Source organism: Leucobacter sp. GX24907 (assembly GCF_053567335.1).
Genome location: NZ_JBSGPD010000002.1, coordinates 399,542 through 417,505, shown reverse-complemented (window position 1 = coordinate 417,505; position 17,964 = coordinate 399,542). Strand labels below are relative to the sequence as shown.

The following is a 17,964-nucleotide window of genomic DNA, read 5'->3' as shown; positions in this document are numbered from 1 at the left end:
GAGGGCCGGGTTCCGATTGGAACCCGGCCCTCAGTGTGTTTCAGCTGTCGATGTCGTCCTTGAAGGTTTCCCGAAGCCCGAGAACCGCGAAGATGGTCAGGGCAGCGGTGATAACGAGGTAGAGAGAAACCAGACTGGCCTCTCCGGTAACCGAGACGATGAGCGCCGCGATGATCGGAACAGGGCTGCTTGTCAGGATCCCTGAGAGGTTGTATGCCAGGGAAGATCCGGTATAACGGATGCGCGTGGGGAACTGCTCCGTGTAAATAGAGGCATTGATTCCGCCAGTTGCGGCATAGCCGACACCGAGCATCACGACGAGAGCAGTCGATATGAGAACCGGTTCTCCGGTATTGATCAAGGCGAAGAACGGGAACGCCCAGACACCGACGAAACAGGCACCGAAGATATATACCGGGCGGCGACCGATCTTGTCACTGAGTGCTGCAAAGAGCGGCTGAGCGATGAGCGCCGCGACCGCGCCGATCATGAGCCCATTGAACACGTAGGATTCCGGCAGGCCGAGATGATCGGTGACATAGACCAGCGAATAGGTGGCAGCCACGAAGTATGCTGCGTTCGTCACGAACTGAATCGCTGCGAGCAGTGCAACTCGCTTCTTCGCAGTCGCGAGGACCGTCGCTATGGGGAGTTTCTCGTGGTTGTCCGATTCCTCGATTGCAGCGAAAGCCTCGGGCTCAGTCACATTTCGGCGGATGTAGTGACCAACCAGGATCAGCGCAACGGTGCTAATGAAAGGAATTCGCCATCCCCAGGACATGAACTGCTCCTCCGGGAGCATGCCCACGAGTGAGAAGGCTCCGGTAGCAAGGAGCAACCCTGTTGGCACGCCCATCTGCACGAATGAACCGAAGAGACCTCGTCGCCCGCGGGGAGCATGCTCCACCACCATGATCGCTGCTCCGCCCCATTCGCCGCCCAGGGCAAGACCCTGCACGAGTCTGAGGACGATAAGGAGCACCGGGGCCGCCATACCGATCTGGTCGTATGTCGGCAGCAACCCGATGAGCACGGTGACTAGTCCCATCATGATCAGCGTGATGATCAGAATAGTTTTCCGCCCCACTCGGTCTCCGAAGTGGCCGAAGAGCACCCCACCAATCGGGCGCGCGATCCAGGCGATGCCGAAGCTGCCCAGTGAGACGAGAACGGATCCGGTTTCGCCCAGTGGACTGAAGAACAGGTGCGGGAAAATGATCCCGGCTGCCGTTCCGTAGATGAAGAAGTCGTACCATTCGAGACTCGTGCCGACGTATGAGCCAATTGCGGCTCTCTTGCTCGCCGGCGTGGCCGTCTTTCGAGTGCTCTCTGAAACTTGAGAGTCGTTTCGCGTCATTGCGCTGCCCTCCGCAGTGGTGTGTTTTTGGGAATGGATCTGATGGGTGAAGTCAGCAGATTGCCGACATTCGGGTCGTCGCGAGTCGTTCTACCTTGTCGACATCAACGTCGACCCCGAGACCGGGCTTGTTTGGCACTGAGATCTCTCCGTGCGTGAGCGCAATAGGCTCCTCAACGAGATCGTCCATCAACAGGGCCGGCCCGAAGAGTTCGCACCCGTGGGTGAGAGGCCGCGCTGCAGCGGCGAATGCCAGAGATGCGGCAGTTCCGATGCTGCTCTCGATCATGCACCCGAGATAGGTGCCAATGCCATTGTTGTGGCCTACATCCGCGACGGAGAGTGAAGTTTGATATCCGGCATGTTTCGCGAGCTTCAAGATGAACACGCGCGCCGCGTCCATCGCGATGATTCGATTTGCCTGGTCGAGCCCTTCGAGCGATTCGTCCGCCGCAAGAGGAACCGCAACGCTGCTCTGGAGCTGACGCATGCCTTCGAGGTCTGAGGCGATGAGCGGTTGCTCGATGAAGTCGAGTTGAAGAGGTTCGAGCGCGCTGACCGCGTAACCTGCCTCGCTGCGCGACCAGCCCTGATTCGCATCGACACGGAGAGAAATCCCCGAGTCGAGGTGCTCGCGGATGGTCTCCACGCGGCGAACGTCATCTTTGACGGGAAGTGAGCCCATCTTGACCTTGATGATGGAGTGCCCGACCTCGAGCTTCTCCTGCAATTCGTCGAGTTCGACGTGCAGATCCTTTCCAGCGAGGCTCCAGCTCACCGGCAGAGAAAGTTCCGGGCTGCCTCCCAATAGCACCGATACCGGGATGCCTGCGAGCCTCGCACGCAGATCGTGCAACGCGATATCAATTGCCGAGCGTGCAAAATGGTTCCGACGAATTGAACTGAGGACCTCTGAGACCTGACGAGTGTCCTGCAGATCCATGCCGATGAGTCGTGGCCCCAGGTAGCGGGTGATCACGGCCTGAACCGATTCCGCGCTTTCCTCGTTCCAGTAAGGTCCGCCGAGAATCGTGGTCTCGCCCCAGCCGATTGCACCCGAGGAACTCGTGACCCTGACGAGGATCAGAGACGCGTGAGGAATTGCGCCGAAGGACATCACGTGCGGTCGACGAAGCTCGACTGGAACGGTCCAACTGTCGATCTGGGAAATTGTCTCGTCACTTCGCTGTGCGGACATGGGTTTCTCCTTACTGAGGGGGGGGTAGTGACGGGGGTGGGGTGACGCCGCACTGCGGCAGGGCATGTTGTGCTCGTAGGATCCTCAGTTCACACGCCGGCGCTCGCTCTCACTCCATCAAGTGAAGATCTCGTCGAGGCGAGGTGAGGGAGGTAGTCCTCAGTCGCGTTGGAACCCGTTACGAGATCTCGTACCAGTACTCCGGTGATCGGTGCGAGTGCGATGCCGTCGCCTTCGTGTCCGGCAGCCGTGATCCACCCGGGCTTGCTGACTCCGATGATCGGCAAGCCGTCGCCGGTGTAGGGACGAAAGCCTTTCATCGTACGGATGACACGATAGTTCTTGAGCGCAGGCACGATACCGACGGCGTGACGAGCGATGGTCCGAATGACCGCGGCTGATACGTCGCGGGAGAAACCAACGAACTCGCGACTCCCACCGACAAGTAGATTGCCAGATGCACTCTGGCCGAGCGATAGACCAACCCCGAAAGGGATACTGTCACCGGGTTCAGTGCGGAAATGCTTGGCTGCGACATACTGCGCGGAGAGCAATACCCCGTTGATCTGGCGGGGGACGGGTTCAGTGATGAGGATAGTGCCGCGACGAGGCGTGATCGGCGTCGAGACTCCGGCGAGTTCTGATACGAGGCCGGCGTGCGGGCCAGCGGCATTGATGACGAGATCAGCGTGAAAGGCGCCTTGGTCGGTATTGACACCCGTCACGCGCTCACCGGACTCGATCACTGAGCGTACCTCGGCTCGGCGAACGACACGAGCTCCGTGACGACCAGCAGCCTTGAGGAAACCCGCGTTCAGCAAGAGCGGGTTCACTTCGGCATCAAGCGGGGAATAGGTCACGCCGAGCACTTCTTCAGCAAGGTGAGGCTGAGCTTCGTGCGTGGTCCGGTAGTCGAGCAGTTCGATGTGAAACCCTGAACGACGCTGCTGTTCACTGAAAGAGGTCATGAACTGCAACTGCTGTTCATTCTCGATCGCCACCATTCCACCGTCCGCCGAGAATTCCAGCGGAGAATCGAGCTCGTCCTCGAGGAAGCCAAACATTCGGCGGCTCTCCAGCGCCAAGCGCATCGGTAGTCCCGCTTGCTTCGACTGGAGAAAGATGGCCTGGTCGCAGGCGCCGGAAGCGCCGGATCCAGGTGCATCCTTGTCGAGCACGGTTACCGAGTAGCCGGCCTCGCTGAGGCGGTATGCGATTGAGGCGCCGATCACGCCTGCCCCGATGACCACGATATCGCTGCTCGCCATGTTCATTCCCGACCTTCGGGTTGGCGATGCTGCTTCCACGCCTCTGCAACGATTCGTCGGCCCCTGTCGATTCTGGGCAGAAAGGCGATCGCCGCCTCAGCGCGAGCCTGTCGAACCTTTGCCATGGCTTCCCGGAGTCGAGTGTCGCTATCTCGATAGGCACCCATATCAGCCGCGATAGCTCTACCTGCCAATCGACCTTGTTGCTCAGCCACGCCGGCCCCTTCGATCCCAGTGATATTTCCAGCCACGTATAAGCCGCGATGCTGGGTGCGCATCTCATACGAGTGGAGAGGCACCGTTCCACCGAGGTCTGGCACGTCGAGCAACTCACAGTTGCCCACGGCGAGTTCCTGCAGCGGATGAAGCCCGCCAGACAGACATACGGCGTCAACTGGGAGTTGCTCTGCAGCTCCTAAGGGTTCTCCGGACGCGTTGAGCCTCCGCACCTGCAGTGCTTCGACTCGCTCAGTGCCAAGAACTGCTTCAGCACGGTAGTGCAGCTTCAACTTTGTGGGGCCGAGTGGTACCCCAGAACGTGGAAGCACGCGCGTCGCGATACTCCTGGCCACGCGCGAACGGACCAATCGAGCGCCGATGCGTTGCCAGGCGACCGGGGCTACCTGTGCAAAGCGACTCAATGCGCGGAGAACGTTCGCTGGCGAGCCCTCCGCATACTGCCCCGGGTGACCGCTCGGCAAGAATATTCCGATGACTTCACCACCGCCCAACGAGATCTCCTCAGCTGCGGCCAGTGCAAGCGGGTCTGTTCCGATGACTGCTACACGATGACCCGGGAGGATGCGCTGCACCTGCACCAATTGCTGGACGGCGCCGATGGCGAGACATCCTGGCAGCTGCCAGCCCGGCATGGGGAGGGGGAGCTCCGTCGCACCGGTCGCGAGTACGAGGCGGGGAGCAGCGAGCGAAGACGCGTGAGCGAGTCTCACCTTCCAGTGAGGCTCGCATGACCAGACCTGTGTTCGGGTTCTTACTTCAACTCCTGCGGATTCGGCCTCCGATGCCAAGCGAGCGGCGATCTCTGCGCCGATCCTCCACTCCTTCCCGTGACGGTACAGCTGGCCCGGGAGTCGACCTCCGATTCGATCCGCCTCATCCACGACTATGACCTTCGCGCCGGCATCGACAGCGACTTCAGTTGCTGCAGCCAGTCCTGCCGGCCCTCCGCCGACAACAATGACATCGGCATCCATCAGGCGCCATGCTTACTGAGGTGATCGTCGCCCTCGCTGAGGGGAGGGTCTTCATGAAGCGACGTACTGCTTTCGTCGCCGCCGGCATCGGTCGTAACGCACATCCCGGGAGCGACTGTTCTCAGGCAGGTTTGTTGATTCGTTTCGGAATCGATCTCAGCACGACATTCGAAACAGTGCCCGATACCGCAGTACATGCCTCGTGGCTGCCCCGTGCGACTGCTCCGAAGAACCCTGAGCCCATTCGCCCAGAGCGCCCCGGAGACTGTGTCACCGACACGAGCTTCGATCTCTTCACCATCGACGATGATCGTCAGGCGTTCGTCTGGGGCCGGACCGAGCACCGGGTGCTCTTCGATTCTGAGATTCATGACTCATTCCTGACTTCGTCGTCTGTGGCATCGTCGTCTGCACTTGCGACATCGCGGATAAGAACCGGGCGCACTGTCCCGTTTCGGGCAAGTGGTCGTGGTGATTCGAGGATCTGCGCGAGTGCTGGACCGCACACACGGCCTTGGCACCAGCCCATCCCGATGCGGCAGCGACGTTTGATCTCCGAGGAATCAGCGCTGCTATCGCACTCGGCGACGATCGCTGCGATGTCTGCGAGCGTCACATCCTCGCAGCGACAAACAATGAATTCGTCGAACACCGATGCAGCCTCCTTGCTTGCGTTGGAAGCCAACTCAACCGGAGTGCAGGATCCTGCACAAGACGATTTGATTAACGGATATTGGAGCACATGAGACTCTTGCTGAAGCTTTCGAGCGGCACAGTTCATGCAGTGACCTCGTGCAATTCTCGCCTGGCTGGGGAGACCCGAATTCTGTGCTGAAAAGGTTAAGCGTCATTCGAATGAGATGAAGATTCCCTCGTTCTCGGGTCGTTGATTTCGATGAGGGGATTCGAGATCTTGGTGGAAGTGCTCGCACTCCACTGACGACGTGAGGCTTCAGGCTGAGGCTCGCGGGGGCGTCGTGGACGTTCGATGCCATTCTTACGAAACCGAGGGAGTTCTCCATTGAGTCACAACGGTGTGAAAGAGACGACTGGCGCGGATCTGCTTGTTGAGTCCTTGATCGGACACGGGATCGACACCATGTTCGGCGTTCCCGGGGACACGGGTGTCAACCTCTACGATGTCCTTGCGAAGCACGGCGACGTCCTGCGTCACGTGCTTTGCCGCGATGAACGCCACGCAGGATATATGGCCGATGCGTACACGCGTACGAGTCGTAGGTTGGCAGTTTGCGAGGCTTCGAGCGGCGCCGGCGCCGTGTACTTGTCCAGCGGGCTCGCCGAATCCTTTGCTTCGAGTATTCCAATGCTCGTGATCACCACCGATATTCACCGTTCCAGCCGTGGAAGCGGCGCGATCACTGAAATCGATCAGGTCAAGCTGTTCAGTGCAGTGACGAAGTGGCAGCGTGTTGCCGAACGAGCGGAAGATATCCCGGGGCTCGTTGCGGAGGCAGTATCGACAGCGCTGAGCGGCCGACCGGCTCCCGTTGTACTGATCTGCCCCGAGGACGTACTCGATGAGCGGGCGGACACTCCTCCTACGACCGGTTCTCACATGGTAGACGCGGGGCATGTCGTCCCGAGCGAAGAGCAGCTTGGACGGGCCGCAGAGGCTTTGCTGGCTGCGCAGCGTCCGGTGCTATTGGCGGGCGGCGGTGTGCACATGTCGGGTGCTTGGGAAGCGGTGCGCCACTTCGCAGAGCATCGTGGCATCCCCGTCGCAACTACGATCCATGGCAAATCCTCCTTTCCCGAGAACCATGCGCTTGCACTCGGCGTCACGGGAGGAAACGGTGCACGAGACTATGTCCTATCGACCGTCACGGACGCCGATTTCGTGATGATCGTCGGCAGCCGCAGCAATTCGACCGACACCAACGGCTTCACCGCACCCGCGCGCGACGGCGCTACCGTCGTTCAGATCGATATCGACGAGGCTCGAGCGGGACGCAATTTTCCGATGAGCATCGGATTGATCGGCGACGCTCGGACCACGCTCCGCGAGCTGCAGCGCAAACTGCCCGAAGAGTCCGTCTCGGTGCGGCGGGAGCGGGAGCGGGAGCTTGCCGACCTGCGCACGGCCTGGTCGGAGCGAAGTGTCGAAGAGGACACGTCGGTCGACGAGGGCCTGTTGCACCCTCGCGACATCGTCAGTGCCTGTCATGAAGTCTTCGGGTCTCACTCCTGGGTGGCCGCTGACCCGGGCACGCCGACGCCGAACCTGTCCTCGTACTGGGAGACGGACGGCCAGGGGTGGCGCGTGGTGATCCCGCGTGGTCACGGCCCCATGGGCTATGCGATCTCTGCGGCGATCGGCATCTCGATTGCCCACCCGGGGGAGCAGGTGCTCTGCCTCACGACCGAGGGCAGTCTCGCGATGGGAATCGCCGATTGGGAGACCGCGGTCAGGTTGCATCTGCCGATCACCTTCGTGGTGCTCGACAACAGCTCCTATGCCTGGATCAGGATGCTGCAGCATCTCTTCATGGAGAAGCGGTACTTCCAGGTGGATCCGGGGCCCATCGATCCCGTGCGCTTGGCGGAGGGAATGGGCCTGACCGGCGTGCATGCAGGGAGCGTGCGGGAACTCGAGGAGGCGCTTCGAGATCACGCCCCCGCCGATGCGCCACGAGTGATTCACGTACGCGTGCCGCTGCACCAGGATGCACTGCCGCCGGTCGCCCCTTGGCAGAGGGCGCTTGCGTCACCTGGGGCGGGTCGCCCGGTGTACTGAGCCACCCGTCATTTCCCTATATCGTGAGGAGGGAAAGGCGCCGACTATGTTGAACTTTATGCACCTCGAATCGCTCCGAGCCGTGCTCGAGACCGGGTCGCTGAGCGGTGCCGGTAAGAAACTGGGCTACACGACTTCGGCCGTCTCGCAACAGATTGCCGCTCTCGAACGAAGCCTCGGTGTGCAGCTGTTTGAACGGGGTCCGAGGAACCTATGGCCGACTGCGGCGGCTCGGCAGGTAGACGAGGCCTCGGAGACGCTGCTTTCGCGAATCGCTGAGTTCGAGGACGTTGTGCGTGCCGCGGCGCGGAGTGAGCGTGGTCGGCTAAGCATTGCATCGTTCTCGAGTACCGGGGCTCGACTGGTACCACGAGCGCTGGCTGAACTCATACGGAGATTCCCCGCCGCTGATTTCCCGATGAGCGAGTACGAGCAGGTCGAGGAGATCATCGAAGCAGTCTCTTCGATGCGCGCAGACCTCGGCTTGATATTCACGCACCCGTATCAGCCAGTCAGCTTGCCTGATCGACTCGTCTCGGTGCCAGTGCTCGACGAGGAGGTGGTGGTACTCGCCGGCGCCGGACGCAGTGCGAAACTCGCAGCTACTCTTGCGCTCGAATCCTTAGCGAATGAAGTGTGGGTGTCTCATCACGCGGCTGCCGCAGGAAGGGTGAATCTTGAGTATTGGGGCGGTGTCGCGGGCTTTCGGCCCAAGGTCATGTTCGAAACGGAGAGCAACGACGCGATCAGAGGGCTGGTGCGTGAAGGCGTTGCGCTCGCACTGGCTCCGGCGCTTGCACTCGGAGTTGATCGAGGCATCACGATGCATCGACTGACTGATGTCAACCCGCGACGGCAAGTGCATCTGATCTACCGTGACACTGACAAGAACCCGCTCCTCCCCGAGGCTGAGCGTATGATTCTCGCTTCCGCGGACCACTTCATCGCGTGGACACACGAGGGATTCGATACTGATGAGTTACGCGTGCCGCTTGCTGCGAGGATCTGAGCAAGCATGAGCGCTCAGGGCCTGACGTAGGCCGCTGGAGCTTAGGCGTCAGCGACCAAGACAAGACTGTATAGAAGAAGGTAGGGAAGATATGGGCGCTCTGGACGCACGTCTCACGAGGAAAGAAGAACGTCTCGTCGGATCCATCATCGATGCCTCTACTGCGCTGCTCGCGCGGCAGACCCATGACATCGTACGGTTCGCTATGGGAGCACCCAATGAGGAGCTGATCCCGCAGGACGAGTTCGATGCGTGCTTCGCAGACACGATGCGTGGACGATACGACTACGGCGCCACGGAGGGCGAGCCTCGCCTGGTCTCACGGATCCTGGAAGTCGCCGAACTTGCGGGGGAAGCAACTACGCGCGACCGCATCGCGGTCACAGCAGGTGGGGGCCAAGGTCTGGACCTCGCATTCAAAGTGCTCACAGAACCGGGCGACTTGCTCGTGGTGGAAGGGCCGACGTACACGAATATCGCCGGGCTGGCGCTGAGTTACGGAGTCGACCTGCTTGAGGCCCCTACAGACGCGGAAGGACTCGTCGTCGAGGCGCTCCCGGAGCTGGTAGCGCAGGCAGGACGTGCGCCTGCCGCGATCTATGTGATCCCGAATTTCCAGAATCCGACCGGCACGACGCTGAACCGTCAGCGTCGCGAGCTACTCCTCGAGCTCGCGGAGAAGTGGGACTGCGCGATCATCGACGATGATCCGTATGCGTTGCTCCACTTCTCGGATGCACGCGTGCCGTCATTCGCCGAGCTTTCCCCGGGAAACTCGCGGGTGTTCAGCGTGCGTACGTTCTCGAAGACGCTGGCACCTGGTTTGCGAGTCGGGTGGATCGACGCGGCTCCTCGAGTGCGTGAGCTGGTGATCAAGGCCCGGCAGACCATGGATACCTGTACGAGCGTGCCCGTTCAGCACGCAGTCGCCAGATTCATCGAGAACGGCGGATTCGCATCGCATGTTACAGGGCTCCGGCCGGTGTACCGCGAACGCAGAGATGTGATGCGAGCGACACTCGCAGAGACATTCGGCGAGGACATCGTGAGTACGAATCCCGAAGGAGGATTCTTTCTCTGGGTGACCTTCGGCGGTGCATATGCGGCAGTCGATACCGACGCGCTCTTTCCCATTGCGCTTGAAGAAGGCGTGGCCTTCATTCCCGGACGATCCTTCTCGGTCGAGGGCAATTTCGGTAATGCACTGCGACTCTCGTTCGCGACCTCGACGCCGGAGCGTATCCGCGAAGGCGTCGCACGACTCAAGAAGGCGGTGGATCGGCTTCTCGGCGGTTCTGGAGCGCACTGAAGCTGTCGATCGCCGAGCCTGGTGAATGCCGAGCTCGGTGAATGCGGGCCTGGTGAATGTGGGCCTGGTGAATGCGGGCCCGGTGGCCTGGTGAATGTGCTGAGCCCGGTGATCACGTTGACGCCTCACAGGGGGCACTTGAGTCCGCTGTGAAGCACTTCGACAGTGCGAACCGCGCGGCGCTTGTATGGTTCCGAGAATTCCGCTGCAGGCCCGGAATCATGCGGATGTATGGGGGATCAAATGTCGTAGGTCCATGATCTACTGCAAGCATGGAATCGCCAGCAGCTGCAATACCGTCTTTCGCGGCGTTGGTTACCGAGCTTGAAGAACTTGAGCTGGCTCGACGGGCAGTCGATGCGCGAACTCTTCGTCTCATTGGCACTGCGGTGAACCAGGTAACCGTACCTGTCCCAGGAACGTTCGGCCGACGTTCGTCCGGTCCGCCCGTTACGGAGGCGCCGAACGAGTTGGCGTATCGGTCCTTACGTGCGGAACTTGCAACGACCTTGGGGCAGAGCGAATATGTCGTTGAGCGCCAGATGGATCTCGCGTGCAGGATGACGAATGAGTACTCGAACGTTATGGAGTCGCTCGAGCATGGAGATATTTCTCTGGAGCACGCTCGCGTGATCGCACATGAGGGAGTGATCATCGGGGTCGGTGCTCATGGTCTTTCGGTAGTTGAGCGCCGCAAAGGGTATGAGCAGGAGATCCTCGAGGTCGCCGTCGTCGAAACACCCGGTCGGCTTCGACCGATTGCGAAGATGCTCGCAGAACGGTGGGCCGAGACGCGCATAGAAGTGCGTCATGAGCAGGCGAGGTCTGGGCGTGGGGTTTCCGTGGTCGATGCCGAAGACGGAATGGCGGATTTGATCGTACGTATGTCTGCGATCCAGGCGTATGCGATCAGAGACCGTGTGACACGTATTGCTCGAAGCGTCAGGCAGGGGGAGCGCTTCCTTCTAGTGGACAAGACCGGCCAAGTAGGCGAGACAGACCAGGTGGGCAAGGCGGCCGCCGATGCAGAGGACAAGCTGCGAGACCGAACTCAGGAGCAGACTCGCACGGATGTGGTTGTCGATTTGCTGCTGGGCGCAGACCTGTACGAACTCGCGTCAGGATGCCCTGCTGAGGCGATCGATGCGCGCGTGCAGCTGATCGCTCCAGTTGAGATGAGTGAGAAGCAGGGGAAGGCGAAGAGCTTTGCGTCAGATGATGAGGTTCTCGAAGACCTACTGGGCGAACTCGTGGGGTATGGGGCCGTAAGCATGGCCGAGCTGTGCGAGCATGCGGCGGTCGCGTCACACCATGAGAAGGTCACGACCGACAAGGTCAACGGCGAGGTGCTCTCGGTAGACCGGTATCGGCCCAGCGCAGAGATGCGACGGCTGATCGGCGCAAGAGACCGTAGGTGCCGCTTCCCGGGATGCAGAGTTCCTGTTCACCGATGCGACATCGACCACACCATCGATGCAGCACTGGGAGGTTCGACGTCCACCGACAACCTGGCGAGCTTGTGTCGAGGACACCACGTACTCAAGCACCAGTCTGAGTGGAAGGTGCGTCAGGAGAACGCCGGAGTGTTGCGATGGACGAGCCCGGCAGGCCGAAAGCATGTGGACCGACCGCCAGGCATGCTCGCACCTCCGTTGAAACGCCGCGGTCGAGTGCGCTTCGAACCTGAGTAGTGACCAGGGCCAAGACCTCGTAGTGGGACGAGACCTCGTAGGGATCAGGGGCCGCAGCAGCCTGTCTTACTGCCCTTTCGACTTTGATTCCACGTCAGCCGCGAGCGTTCCGAGGTACAGCTCAATGACCCGGGGGTCATTCGCAAGCTCGCGCCCAGGGCCCTCGTAAGCATTCGTTCCTTGGTCGAGCACGTAGGCGCGGTCGCAGATCTGTAGGCAACGTCGCGCATTCTGCTCAACCATGATGATGGTGACGCCAGTCTTGTTGATCTGGCGAGTGCGGATGAAGGTCTCATCTTGACGCACGGGGGAGAGGCCGGCGCTCGGCTCGTCAAGCAAGAGCACCGATGGGTTCATCATGAGCGCGCGCGCCATCGCGACTGATTGCCGTTCGCCGCCGGAAAGCGATCCGGCGAGTTGTTTGCGCCGTTCTGCCAGCATCGGAAACAGCTCCCACATCTCCTCGATACGCTCGCTGAACTCCTGGGGCCGCAGGAAGAGGCCCATCTGCAGGTTCTCCTCGATGCTGAGCGACGGGAAGACGTTGTTGGTCTGTGGAACGAAGCCCACACCCTCGCGCACGAGCTGATTCGTACGGTGCGAGGTCACGTCCTTCCCGTTCAACATGACGGTGCCCTTGCGAATATTCACGAGGCCGAACAAGGACTTCAGCAGCGTAGATTTGCCGGCACCATTCGGGCCGATGATGCCCACGAGCTCGCCCTCATGCGCGACGAGGGAGCACTCGTTCAAGATGTTGATTCCTGGCAGATACCCGGCATCGAGGTTGTCCGCTCGCAGGATCGGTTCGGTGCTGCTCATCGTGCGTCCTCCTGAGATGCCTCTGCGGCATCGCTCGCGGGCTCTGCCTCGCTCGCGGCCTCTGTATCAGTTTCGGCCTCGACTTCGGCTTCAACCTCGGCCTCGACCTTTGCCTCGATGTCTTCGATGACGTCATCGTCTCCCAGATCACGGTCGTGATGCGCTCCAAGATAGGCATCGACGACGGCTTCGCTGGTCATGACTTCTTCGGGTAGACCTTCGGCGATGATCTGCCCCTGCGCCATAACGACGACCCAATCGGAAATGTGCCTGACCATGTGCATGTCGTGCTCGACGAATAGCACTGTCGTGCCCTCGTCGCGCAGGCGCTGGATGTGCTCGAGCAGGCTCTGAGTCAGTGCCGGATTCACTCCCGCCATGGGCTCATCGAGCATGATCATGGACGGCTCGGCCATGAGGGCGCGCGCCATCTCGAGCAGTTTCTTCTGGCCGCCGGAGAGCCCGCCCGCCATGTCATCGCGCTTCGCATCGAGCTTGAACCGCTTGAGAAGAGCTTCCGCGCGATCAATGTTCTCGCGCTCGCGCTTCGCCCAGAGTGGCTTGACGAGCCCCACGAACAAGTTCTCACCGGGCTGGTTGTTCGCGCCGATGAGCATGTTCTCGAGTACGGTCATGCGGCTGAGAGCCTTGGTCAGCTGGAACGTGCGGACCATACCGGCCTGGGCGACCTTGGTGGCGCTCGTGCGACCGAGCGCGCGCCCCTCGAAGGTCCACGAAGGGGCGCCACCGGGGCTGCGCGACCCGTTCGAAGGACGATCGAACCCGGTCAGCAGGTTGAAGAACGTCGTCTTGCCCGCGCCGTTCGGGCCGATGAGTGCGGTAATTGCGCCGCGCTGCACCTCAAGGTGGTCCACATCGACGGCGGTCATGCCTCCGAAGTTGCGGACGACGCGGTCGACGGTGAGGATCGGGTCCGGCTTCGCGGAACCCGGAGTCTGCTCGAGCGTGCGCAACTGAGTGCGGAGCGCTTCCCGATCAGTCGGGTAGTCGGGTGCGTCAGACATTGAACGACAGCTCCTTCTTATTACCGAGGATGCCCTGGGGTCTGAATATGACGAGCAGCATGAGCATCAGACCGATCAACACCCAGGCGATGATCTCGGTCTGCTGTGCCGACAGGATGCTGGAGGGAACGAACTCGGTCATGAAGCTCGTGATGATGAGGCGGACGACAAAGAACAGGATCGAGCCGAGCAGCGGGCCGAGAATCGTCGCGGCGCCGCCGAGCAGCATGATCATCCAGAGGTTGAAGGTGGTGGCGCGCCCCATGCCGTCGGGGTTGATCGCGGCAGGCAGAGACATGATGATGCCTCCGAAGCCTCCCATGACTCCACCGATCATGAGCGCCTGCAGCTTGTACGAGAACGGGCTCTTGCCAAGGCTCCGCACAGCGTCCTCATCCTCACGAATTCCGCGCAGCACGCGACCCCAGGGGCTGCGCATCAGCAGCCAGGTGATGACGAGGAAGAGGGCGACGAGCCCCCAGGCGAGGATGCGAGACCACCAGTCATCGACGCCGGTATTGATGTAGGTGAGGCCCAGGAAACTGCTGCGCCCCTCGGGGAGCGGGGAGAGCGCATTGAGCTGCTCACGGAAGCGCGGGCTCTGAATGCCGCTCGGGCCACCGGTAAGGGGCGTCAGGTTGGCGAGTCGCGCGATCATTCGGAGAATCTCGGCCGCACCGATGGTGACGATCGCGAGATAGTCCCCGCGCAACTTCACGGTGGGGAGGCCTAGCAGAAGTGCGAAGAGAGCGGATGCCACGATCGACACGAGCAGCGCGGGGAAGACACCGAGGCCGTGCATGACCGAGATCACGAAGCCGTAACCGCCGACGAGCATGAAACCGGCCTGGCCGATGTTCATGAGTCCAGTGAAGCCGAAGTGGATGTTGAGTCCGATCGCCGCGAGGACGAAGGCGGCCGTAACCGGGGAGAGCGCGGTCTGCAGCATTGCCTGCAGAAGTCCAGTCCAGAAATCCATCAGCGTGCTCCTTAACCGATCCGCTCTCGACGCCCGAAGAGACCTTGCGGCCGGACGAGCAGGACAACGATGAGAATGAAGAGCGCCGCCGCATGCTTCAGGTCGCCGGGCAGCCAAATATTCGCCATTTCGACGATGAGCCCGATGATCATCGCACCGACGATAGCGCCGAACGCAGTGCCGATCCCCCCGAGGATCACCGCGGCGAAGAGCAGCAGCAGGAAGTGCCAGCCGGTGTTCCAGGCGATGCCGTTGAGCACGAGCCCGAGGAGCATGCCAGACAGGCCCGCAAGCGCGACGCCGACTGTCCAGACGAGGCGGATCACGCGATCCACGTCGATACCTGACGCCTCAGCGAGTGCGCGGTTGTCGGCGACGGCGCGCATCGCACGTCCGAATCGGGTGTACTTCATCGCGAGCCCCACTGCGATGATCATCACGAGAGCGATGGCCATGGCGATGTAGGACTGCACGGTCAACGTGACGCCGAGCAGAGTGACGGTCGAAGGCGTACTCCGATCGATGCGCAGCACGTTCGCGCCGAAGAAGAACTGGAAGATGTTCTGCAGCACGATCGAGAAGCCGATCGAGACGATCATCATCTGCATCAGGCTGAGTCTGCGTTTTCGCAGCGGTTTCCAGAGCGCCGCGTCCTGTATCCAGCCGGCAGCAGCCATGAGCACGACGACGATGAGGCCGGTCAACCAGATGTTGCCGGTGAGTTGCATGAAGAGGAAGGCGAGGATGCCGCCGAGAGAGAGCATCTCGGCGTGTGAGAAGTTCGAGAGCCCGGTCGTGCCGAAGACGAGCGAGAGGCCGACCGCACCGAGCGCGAGGAGCAGGCCCATGCGAATACCCGAGGCAGCCTGCTGCCAGAAACGCGGCCAGGAGAACCCGTCGGCCGACACCTCCCCAGCGCCCGTGGAGGCCGAGGATTGAGAGCCGTCCTGCGTTGTTGTCGGAGTCTGCGAGGAGCCGGAACCCTCGGCCGCGGAACCTGCGTCGTCGTCTGCGGAGGCATCGGATTCGCCATCTGCTGCTTCGGCGGGATCATCGGTGAGCGGGAAGAGCGCACTGACGCTGTCGTGGAGCTGGACGTCGAGCGTGCGGCTCGCTGCTGCCTTGGGAAACTGACCCTCGGGCAGGGAATCTGCATCCAGGGCGACCGTATAGCTGCCGGCTTCTTCGACCGAGAACACCCACTGTCCGGAGTCGTCCGTCGTGGTGGTCTGCGCATCGCCCGGGCCGCTGAGTGCGAGGTCTGCGCCTGCGAGAGCTTCGCCGCCACTCGTCTTGATGGTGCCCTTGATGCAACCGGTGGTGGAGGACGGCGAGCAATCAGCCGCCTGCGCGACCGGAGGCGCCAAGAGGAGTGCGACGAGTGCCAGCAGGCCGCCGAGCAGCAGTAGGAATCCCTTCCTCGCAGCAGGGCGAAGCTCGCTGAGGGTCGAATTCATTGCGCCTCCGGTCGGATCGAACGCGCTGCGGATCGTGTCAGCGCTGACGTGCTTCGCAGGAATACTAGCGGAGCCTCGGCGTGCAAGGCGCCACCGAACAGCCTCAGAAGCGGATTGTTGTACTGCGGTGACCATCTGAAGAGCCTCTGGGACACCGAAGGTCGTGGGAAGCGCACAACAGCGCCGCACTAGGATCGAGTCATGGCTGAGCGATCCTGGTCCTTCTCGAAAGCGTTCCGCAATATCTTCAGTGGACCCGAACTCATCACCGAAGAGACGTGGGACGATCTGGAGACCGCGCTCATCACTGCCGATTTCGGTCCGGAGGTGAGCGAGTCGATCCTCGCGGAGTTGCGCGCAGACGTCGAGCGGCACCGGGTGACCGAGGTCACAGAGATGCGGCGCATGCTGCGCGACGCAATTGAAGAGCGACTCGCGAAGTTCGACACCACGCTGCACCTCTCCGAGAAGCCGGCGGTGATCTTGGTCGTCGGCGTCAACGGAGTCGGCAAGACGACGACGATCGGCAAGTTCGCGAATTATTTGCGATCGTTCGACCGGCGGATCCTGCTGGGTGCGGCGGATACCTTCCGTGCGGCCGCGGTCGAGCAATTGGGTACCTGGGCCAATCGTGCCGGGGTCGAAATTGTGAAGCCGCAGCAGCAGGGGCAGGATCCTGCTTCGGTTGCATTTCAAACCGTGCAGCGAGCGATAGAGGGAACCTACGATGTCGCCATCATCGACACCGCCGGACGACTGCAGACCAAGGGCGGTCTCATGGATGAGCTCAGCAAGGTGCGACGTGTCATCGAGAAGCAGGCCCCGATTGCCGAGGTGTTGCTCGTGCTCGACGCCACAACCGGCCAGAACGGGCTGGCCCAGGCCGAAGCATTCATCGAACACGCCGGTGTGACAGGGCTCGTGCTGACGAAGCTCGATGGCTCAGCCAAGGGCGGTTTCGTGCTATCCGTGCAGCAGAAGACCGGGTTGCCGATCAAGCTCGTGGGCCAGGGAGAAGGAATCGGTGATCTCACCGGCTTCACCCCGCACGTGTTCGCGCAGCAGTTGGTCGGCTAGTCCTTCCGGAGTCCCGTCGCCTCACGCACGGCGTCGGCGATCGCCCGGCCCAGCACACCTGCGCCCTGCTCGGAGAGGTGCACACCGTCGTAGCTCATGCCAGGGGCGAAATCGCTGCCCTCACGTAGCCCCTCAGCGGCGTCGACCCAGTTCCAGCCTTGGCTCTCGGCGTAGTGCATGAGAAAGGTGTTGAGATCCTGGGTTCCTGCACCCTGAAAGAGGTCGAGAGGCGGGATCGAGGAGATCACGACGGCCTCAACGTCGGCGCGCTCCGCGATCAGCGACAGATTCTCAGCGGTCTCCGCGTGCGGCACCCATCCCAGATCATTGGTTCCCCCGAGCAGCACGAGTACGTCGGCGTCGATGGGGTCACGTACCGCCGCGGCCATGATCTCGGTGCTTGCGCCCCATTCTGCCCAGCCTCCGACGAACTCGATGTCGTCGTCGCTCGCGTGACTCACCCACGACTCGGTTCCGGCGACTCCGCCGGCCAGATCGGGGCTGTCGCCCGCAGTGATGGAGTCGCCGACGGCGGCCATGCGGATGATCCTCGAATTGCTATCGGTGCTGCCTGACTTCTCGGAGCCGTACGACCTCTCCGAACCGCCAGTGCCTTCGGCGCCGCCGGGACCCTCGGCGTCAGGAGCACACGCCACGAGTGCGAAGCAGAGCATCGCGAGGCCCGTCGTGACGAGCCCCGTCCTGCGTCGGGTTCGCGGGGCCATACCACCAGGATAGGTGCGCTGGATAGCCGTCCGGATCGCCGTGAGCGAAACCTGCCGAAGAACGCAGGCGAACGGAGT

The 17,964-nt window shown here is 61.7% G+C and carries 16 protein-coding genes; 5 read left to right on the top strand and 11 right to left on the bottom strand.

The window, feature by feature from the left end; translation table 11 throughout:
* Positions 1-40: 40 nt before the first annotated feature.
* From ACUYV6_RS04820 to ACUYV6_RS04795, 6 genes are all read right to left on the bottom strand, one after another.
* Positions 41-1,357, bottom strand: coding sequence for an MFS transporter (locus ACUYV6_RS04820; protein ID WP_449277506.1), 1,317 nt, complete (start codon positions 1,355-1,357; stop codon positions 41-43).
* A gap of 52 nt (positions 1,358-1,409) precedes the next feature.
* On the bottom strand, positions 1,410-2,555 hold the full coding sequence (locus tag ACUYV6_RS04815) for an enolase C-terminal domain-like protein (protein WP_449277505.1): 1,146 nt from the start codon (positions 2,553-2,555) through the stop codon (positions 1,410-1,412).
* 89 nt (positions 2,556-2,644) lie between these two features.
* Complete coding sequence (locus ACUYV6_RS04810) at positions 2,645-3,823, bottom strand: NAD(P)/FAD-dependent oxidoreductase (protein ID WP_449277504.1); 1,179 nt, start codon at positions 3,821-3,823, stop codon at positions 2,645-2,647.
* A gap of 2 nt (positions 3,824-3,825) precedes the next feature.
* Entirely contained in the window at positions 3,826-5,037 is a 1,212-nt protein-coding gene (locus ACUYV6_RS04805) for an NAD(P)/FAD-dependent oxidoreductase (protein ID WP_449277503.1), read from the bottom strand.
* Positions 5,037-5,408: a (2Fe-2S)-binding protein gene (locus tag ACUYV6_RS04800; protein ID WP_449277502.1), complete on the bottom strand. Its 372-nt coding sequence runs from the start codon at positions 5,406-5,408 to the stop codon at positions 5,037-5,039. The genes ACUYV6_RS04805 and ACUYV6_RS04800 overlap by 1 nt, the downstream gene beginning before the upstream one ends.
* Positions 5,405-5,818 (bottom strand): (2Fe-2S)-binding protein, encoded by a 414-nt coding sequence (locus tag ACUYV6_RS04795; protein WP_449277501.1) that lies wholly within the window; start codon positions 5,816-5,818, stop codon positions 5,405-5,407. Before ACUYV6_RS04795 ends, ACUYV6_RS04800 begins: the two co-directional genes overlap by 4 nt.
* 255 nt (positions 5,819-6,073) lie before the next feature.
* Between ACUYV6_RS04795 and ACUYV6_RS04790 the strand changes: the two genes are divergently transcribed.
* The 4 genes from ACUYV6_RS04790 to ACUYV6_RS04775 all read left to right on the top strand — a co-directional run bounded on the left by ACUYV6_RS04790 (position 6,074) and on the right by ACUYV6_RS04775 (position 11,801).
* Entirely contained in the window at positions 6,074-7,792 is a 1,719-nt protein-coding gene (locus ACUYV6_RS04790; protein ID WP_449277500.1) for a thiamine pyrophosphate-binding protein, read from the top strand.
* Positions 7,793-7,838: 46 nt separating this feature from the next.
* Positions 7,839-8,801 (top strand): LysR family transcriptional regulator, encoded by a 963-nt coding sequence (locus ACUYV6_RS04785; protein WP_449277499.1) that lies wholly within the window; start codon positions 7,839-7,841, stop codon positions 8,799-8,801.
* 91 nt (positions 8,802-8,892) lie between these two features.
* Positions 8,893-10,110 (top strand): aminotransferase-like domain-containing protein, encoded by a 1,218-nt coding sequence (locus tag ACUYV6_RS04780; protein WP_449277498.1) that lies wholly within the window; start codon positions 8,893-8,895, stop codon positions 10,108-10,110.
* A 272-nt stretch (positions 10,111-10,382) separates the two neighbouring features.
* Positions 10,383-11,801, top strand: coding sequence for a DUF222 domain-containing protein (locus tag ACUYV6_RS04775; RefSeq protein WP_449277497.1), 1,419 nt, complete (start codon positions 10,383-10,385; stop codon positions 11,799-11,801).
* A gap of 66 nt (positions 11,802-11,867) precedes the next feature.
* On the opposite strand, the gene ACUYV6_RS04770 is transcribed toward ACUYV6_RS04775, so the two are convergent.
* From ACUYV6_RS04770 to ACUYV6_RS04755, 4 genes are read right to left on the bottom strand one after another with little or no spacing between them, the layout of a single operon-like run.
* Positions 11,868-12,623 carry an ABC transporter ATP-binding protein gene (locus ACUYV6_RS04770; protein WP_449277496.1) on the bottom strand — a complete coding sequence of 252 codons (756 nt, stop codon included), beginning with the start codon at positions 12,621-12,623 and terminating at the stop codon, positions 11,868-11,870.
* Positions 12,620-13,648: an ABC transporter ATP-binding protein gene (locus tag ACUYV6_RS04765; RefSeq protein ID WP_449277495.1), complete on the bottom strand. Its 1,029-nt coding sequence runs from the start codon at positions 13,646-13,648 to the stop codon at positions 12,620-12,622. The genes ACUYV6_RS04770 and ACUYV6_RS04765 overlap by 4 nt, the downstream gene beginning before the upstream one ends.
* Entirely contained in the window at positions 13,641-14,627 is a 987-nt protein-coding gene (locus tag ACUYV6_RS04760) for a branched-chain amino acid ABC transporter permease (RefSeq protein WP_449277494.1), read from the bottom strand. Before ACUYV6_RS04760 ends, ACUYV6_RS04765 begins: the two co-directional genes overlap by 8 nt.
* A gap of 11 nt (positions 14,628-14,638) precedes the next feature.
* A complete protein-coding gene (locus tag ACUYV6_RS04755) occupies positions 14,639-16,084 on the bottom strand; it encodes a branched-chain amino acid ABC transporter permease (RefSeq protein WP_449277493.1) in 1,446 nt (481 codons plus the stop codon).
* A gap of 201 nt (positions 16,085-16,285) precedes the next feature.
* Here ACUYV6_RS04755 and ftsY point away from each other — a divergent pair, with 201 nt between their 5' ends.
* The gene (gene ftsY / locus ACUYV6_RS04750) at positions 16,286-17,161 is read left to right on the top strand and encodes a signal recognition particle-docking protein FtsY (RefSeq protein WP_449277492.1); all 876 of its coding nucleotides are present in this window, start codon (positions 16,286-16,288) and stop codon (positions 17,159-17,161) included.
* Here ftsY and ACUYV6_RS04745 read toward each other — a convergent pair.
* Complete coding sequence (locus ACUYV6_RS04745) at positions 17,158-17,886, bottom strand: SGNH/GDSL hydrolase family protein (RefSeq protein ID WP_449277491.1); 729 nt, start codon at positions 17,884-17,886, stop codon at positions 17,158-17,160. The genes ftsY and ACUYV6_RS04745 overlap by 4 nt on opposite strands.
* Between the last annotated feature and the right edge of the window lie 78 nt (positions 17,887-17,964).

Bases quoted from the DNA above. Each gene is read 5' to 3' on its own strand.
- ACUYV6_RS04820 (WP_449277506.1), bottom strand. From the start codon at position 1,357: ATGACGCGAAACGACTCTCAAGTTTCAGAGAGCACTCGAAAGACGGCC.
- ACUYV6_RS04815 (WP_449277505.1), bottom strand. From the start codon at position 2,555: ATGTCCGCACAGCGAAGTGACGAGACAATTTCCCAGATCGACAGTTGG.
- ACUYV6_RS04810 (WP_449277504.1), bottom strand. From the start codon at position 3,823: ATGGCGAGCAGCGATATCGTGGTCATCGGGGCAGGCGTGATCGGCGCC.
- ACUYV6_RS04805 (WP_449277503.1), bottom strand. From the start codon at position 5,037: ATGGATGCCGATGTCATTGTTGTCGGCGGAGGGCCGGCAGGACTGGCT.
- ACUYV6_RS04800 (WP_449277502.1), bottom strand. From the start codon at position 5,408: ATGAATCTCAGAATCGAAGAGCACCCGGTGCTCGGTCCGGCCCCAGAC.
- ACUYV6_RS04795 (WP_449277501.1), bottom strand. From the start codon at position 5,818: ATGAACTGTGCCGCTCGAAAGCTTCAGCAAGAGTCTCATGTGCTCCAA.
- ACUYV6_RS04785 (WP_449277499.1), top strand. From the start codon at position 7,839: ATGTTGAACTTTATGCACCTCGAATCGCTCCGAGCCGTGCTCGAGACC.
- ACUYV6_RS04780 (WP_449277498.1), top strand. From the start codon at position 8,893: ATGGGCGCTCTGGACGCACGTCTCACGAGGAAAGAAGAACGTCTCGTC.
- ACUYV6_RS04775 (WP_449277497.1), top strand. From the start codon at position 10,383: ATGGAATCGCCAGCAGCTGCAATACCGTCTTTCGCGGCGTTGGTTACC.
- ACUYV6_RS04770 (WP_449277496.1), bottom strand. From the start codon at position 12,623: ATGAGCAGCACCGAACCGATCCTGCGAGCGGACAACCTCGATGCCGGG.
- ACUYV6_RS04765 (WP_449277495.1), bottom strand. From the start codon at position 13,648: ATGTCTGACGCACCCGACTACCCGACTGATCGGGAAGCGCTCCGCACT.
- ACUYV6_RS04760 (WP_449277494.1), bottom strand. From the start codon at position 14,627: ATGGATTTCTGGACTGGACTTCTGCAGGCAATGCTGCAGACCGCGCTC.
- ACUYV6_RS04755 (WP_449277493.1), bottom strand. From the start codon at position 16,084: ATGAATTCGACCCTCAGCGAGCTTCGCCCTGCTGCGAGGAAGGGATTC.
- ftsY (WP_449277492.1), top strand. From the start codon at position 16,286: ATGGCTGAGCGATCCTGGTCCTTCTCGAAAGCGTTCCGCAATATCTTC.
- ACUYV6_RS04745 (WP_449277491.1), bottom strand. From the start codon at position 17,886: ATGGCCCCGCGAACCCGACGCAGGACGGGGCTCGTCACGACGGGCCTC.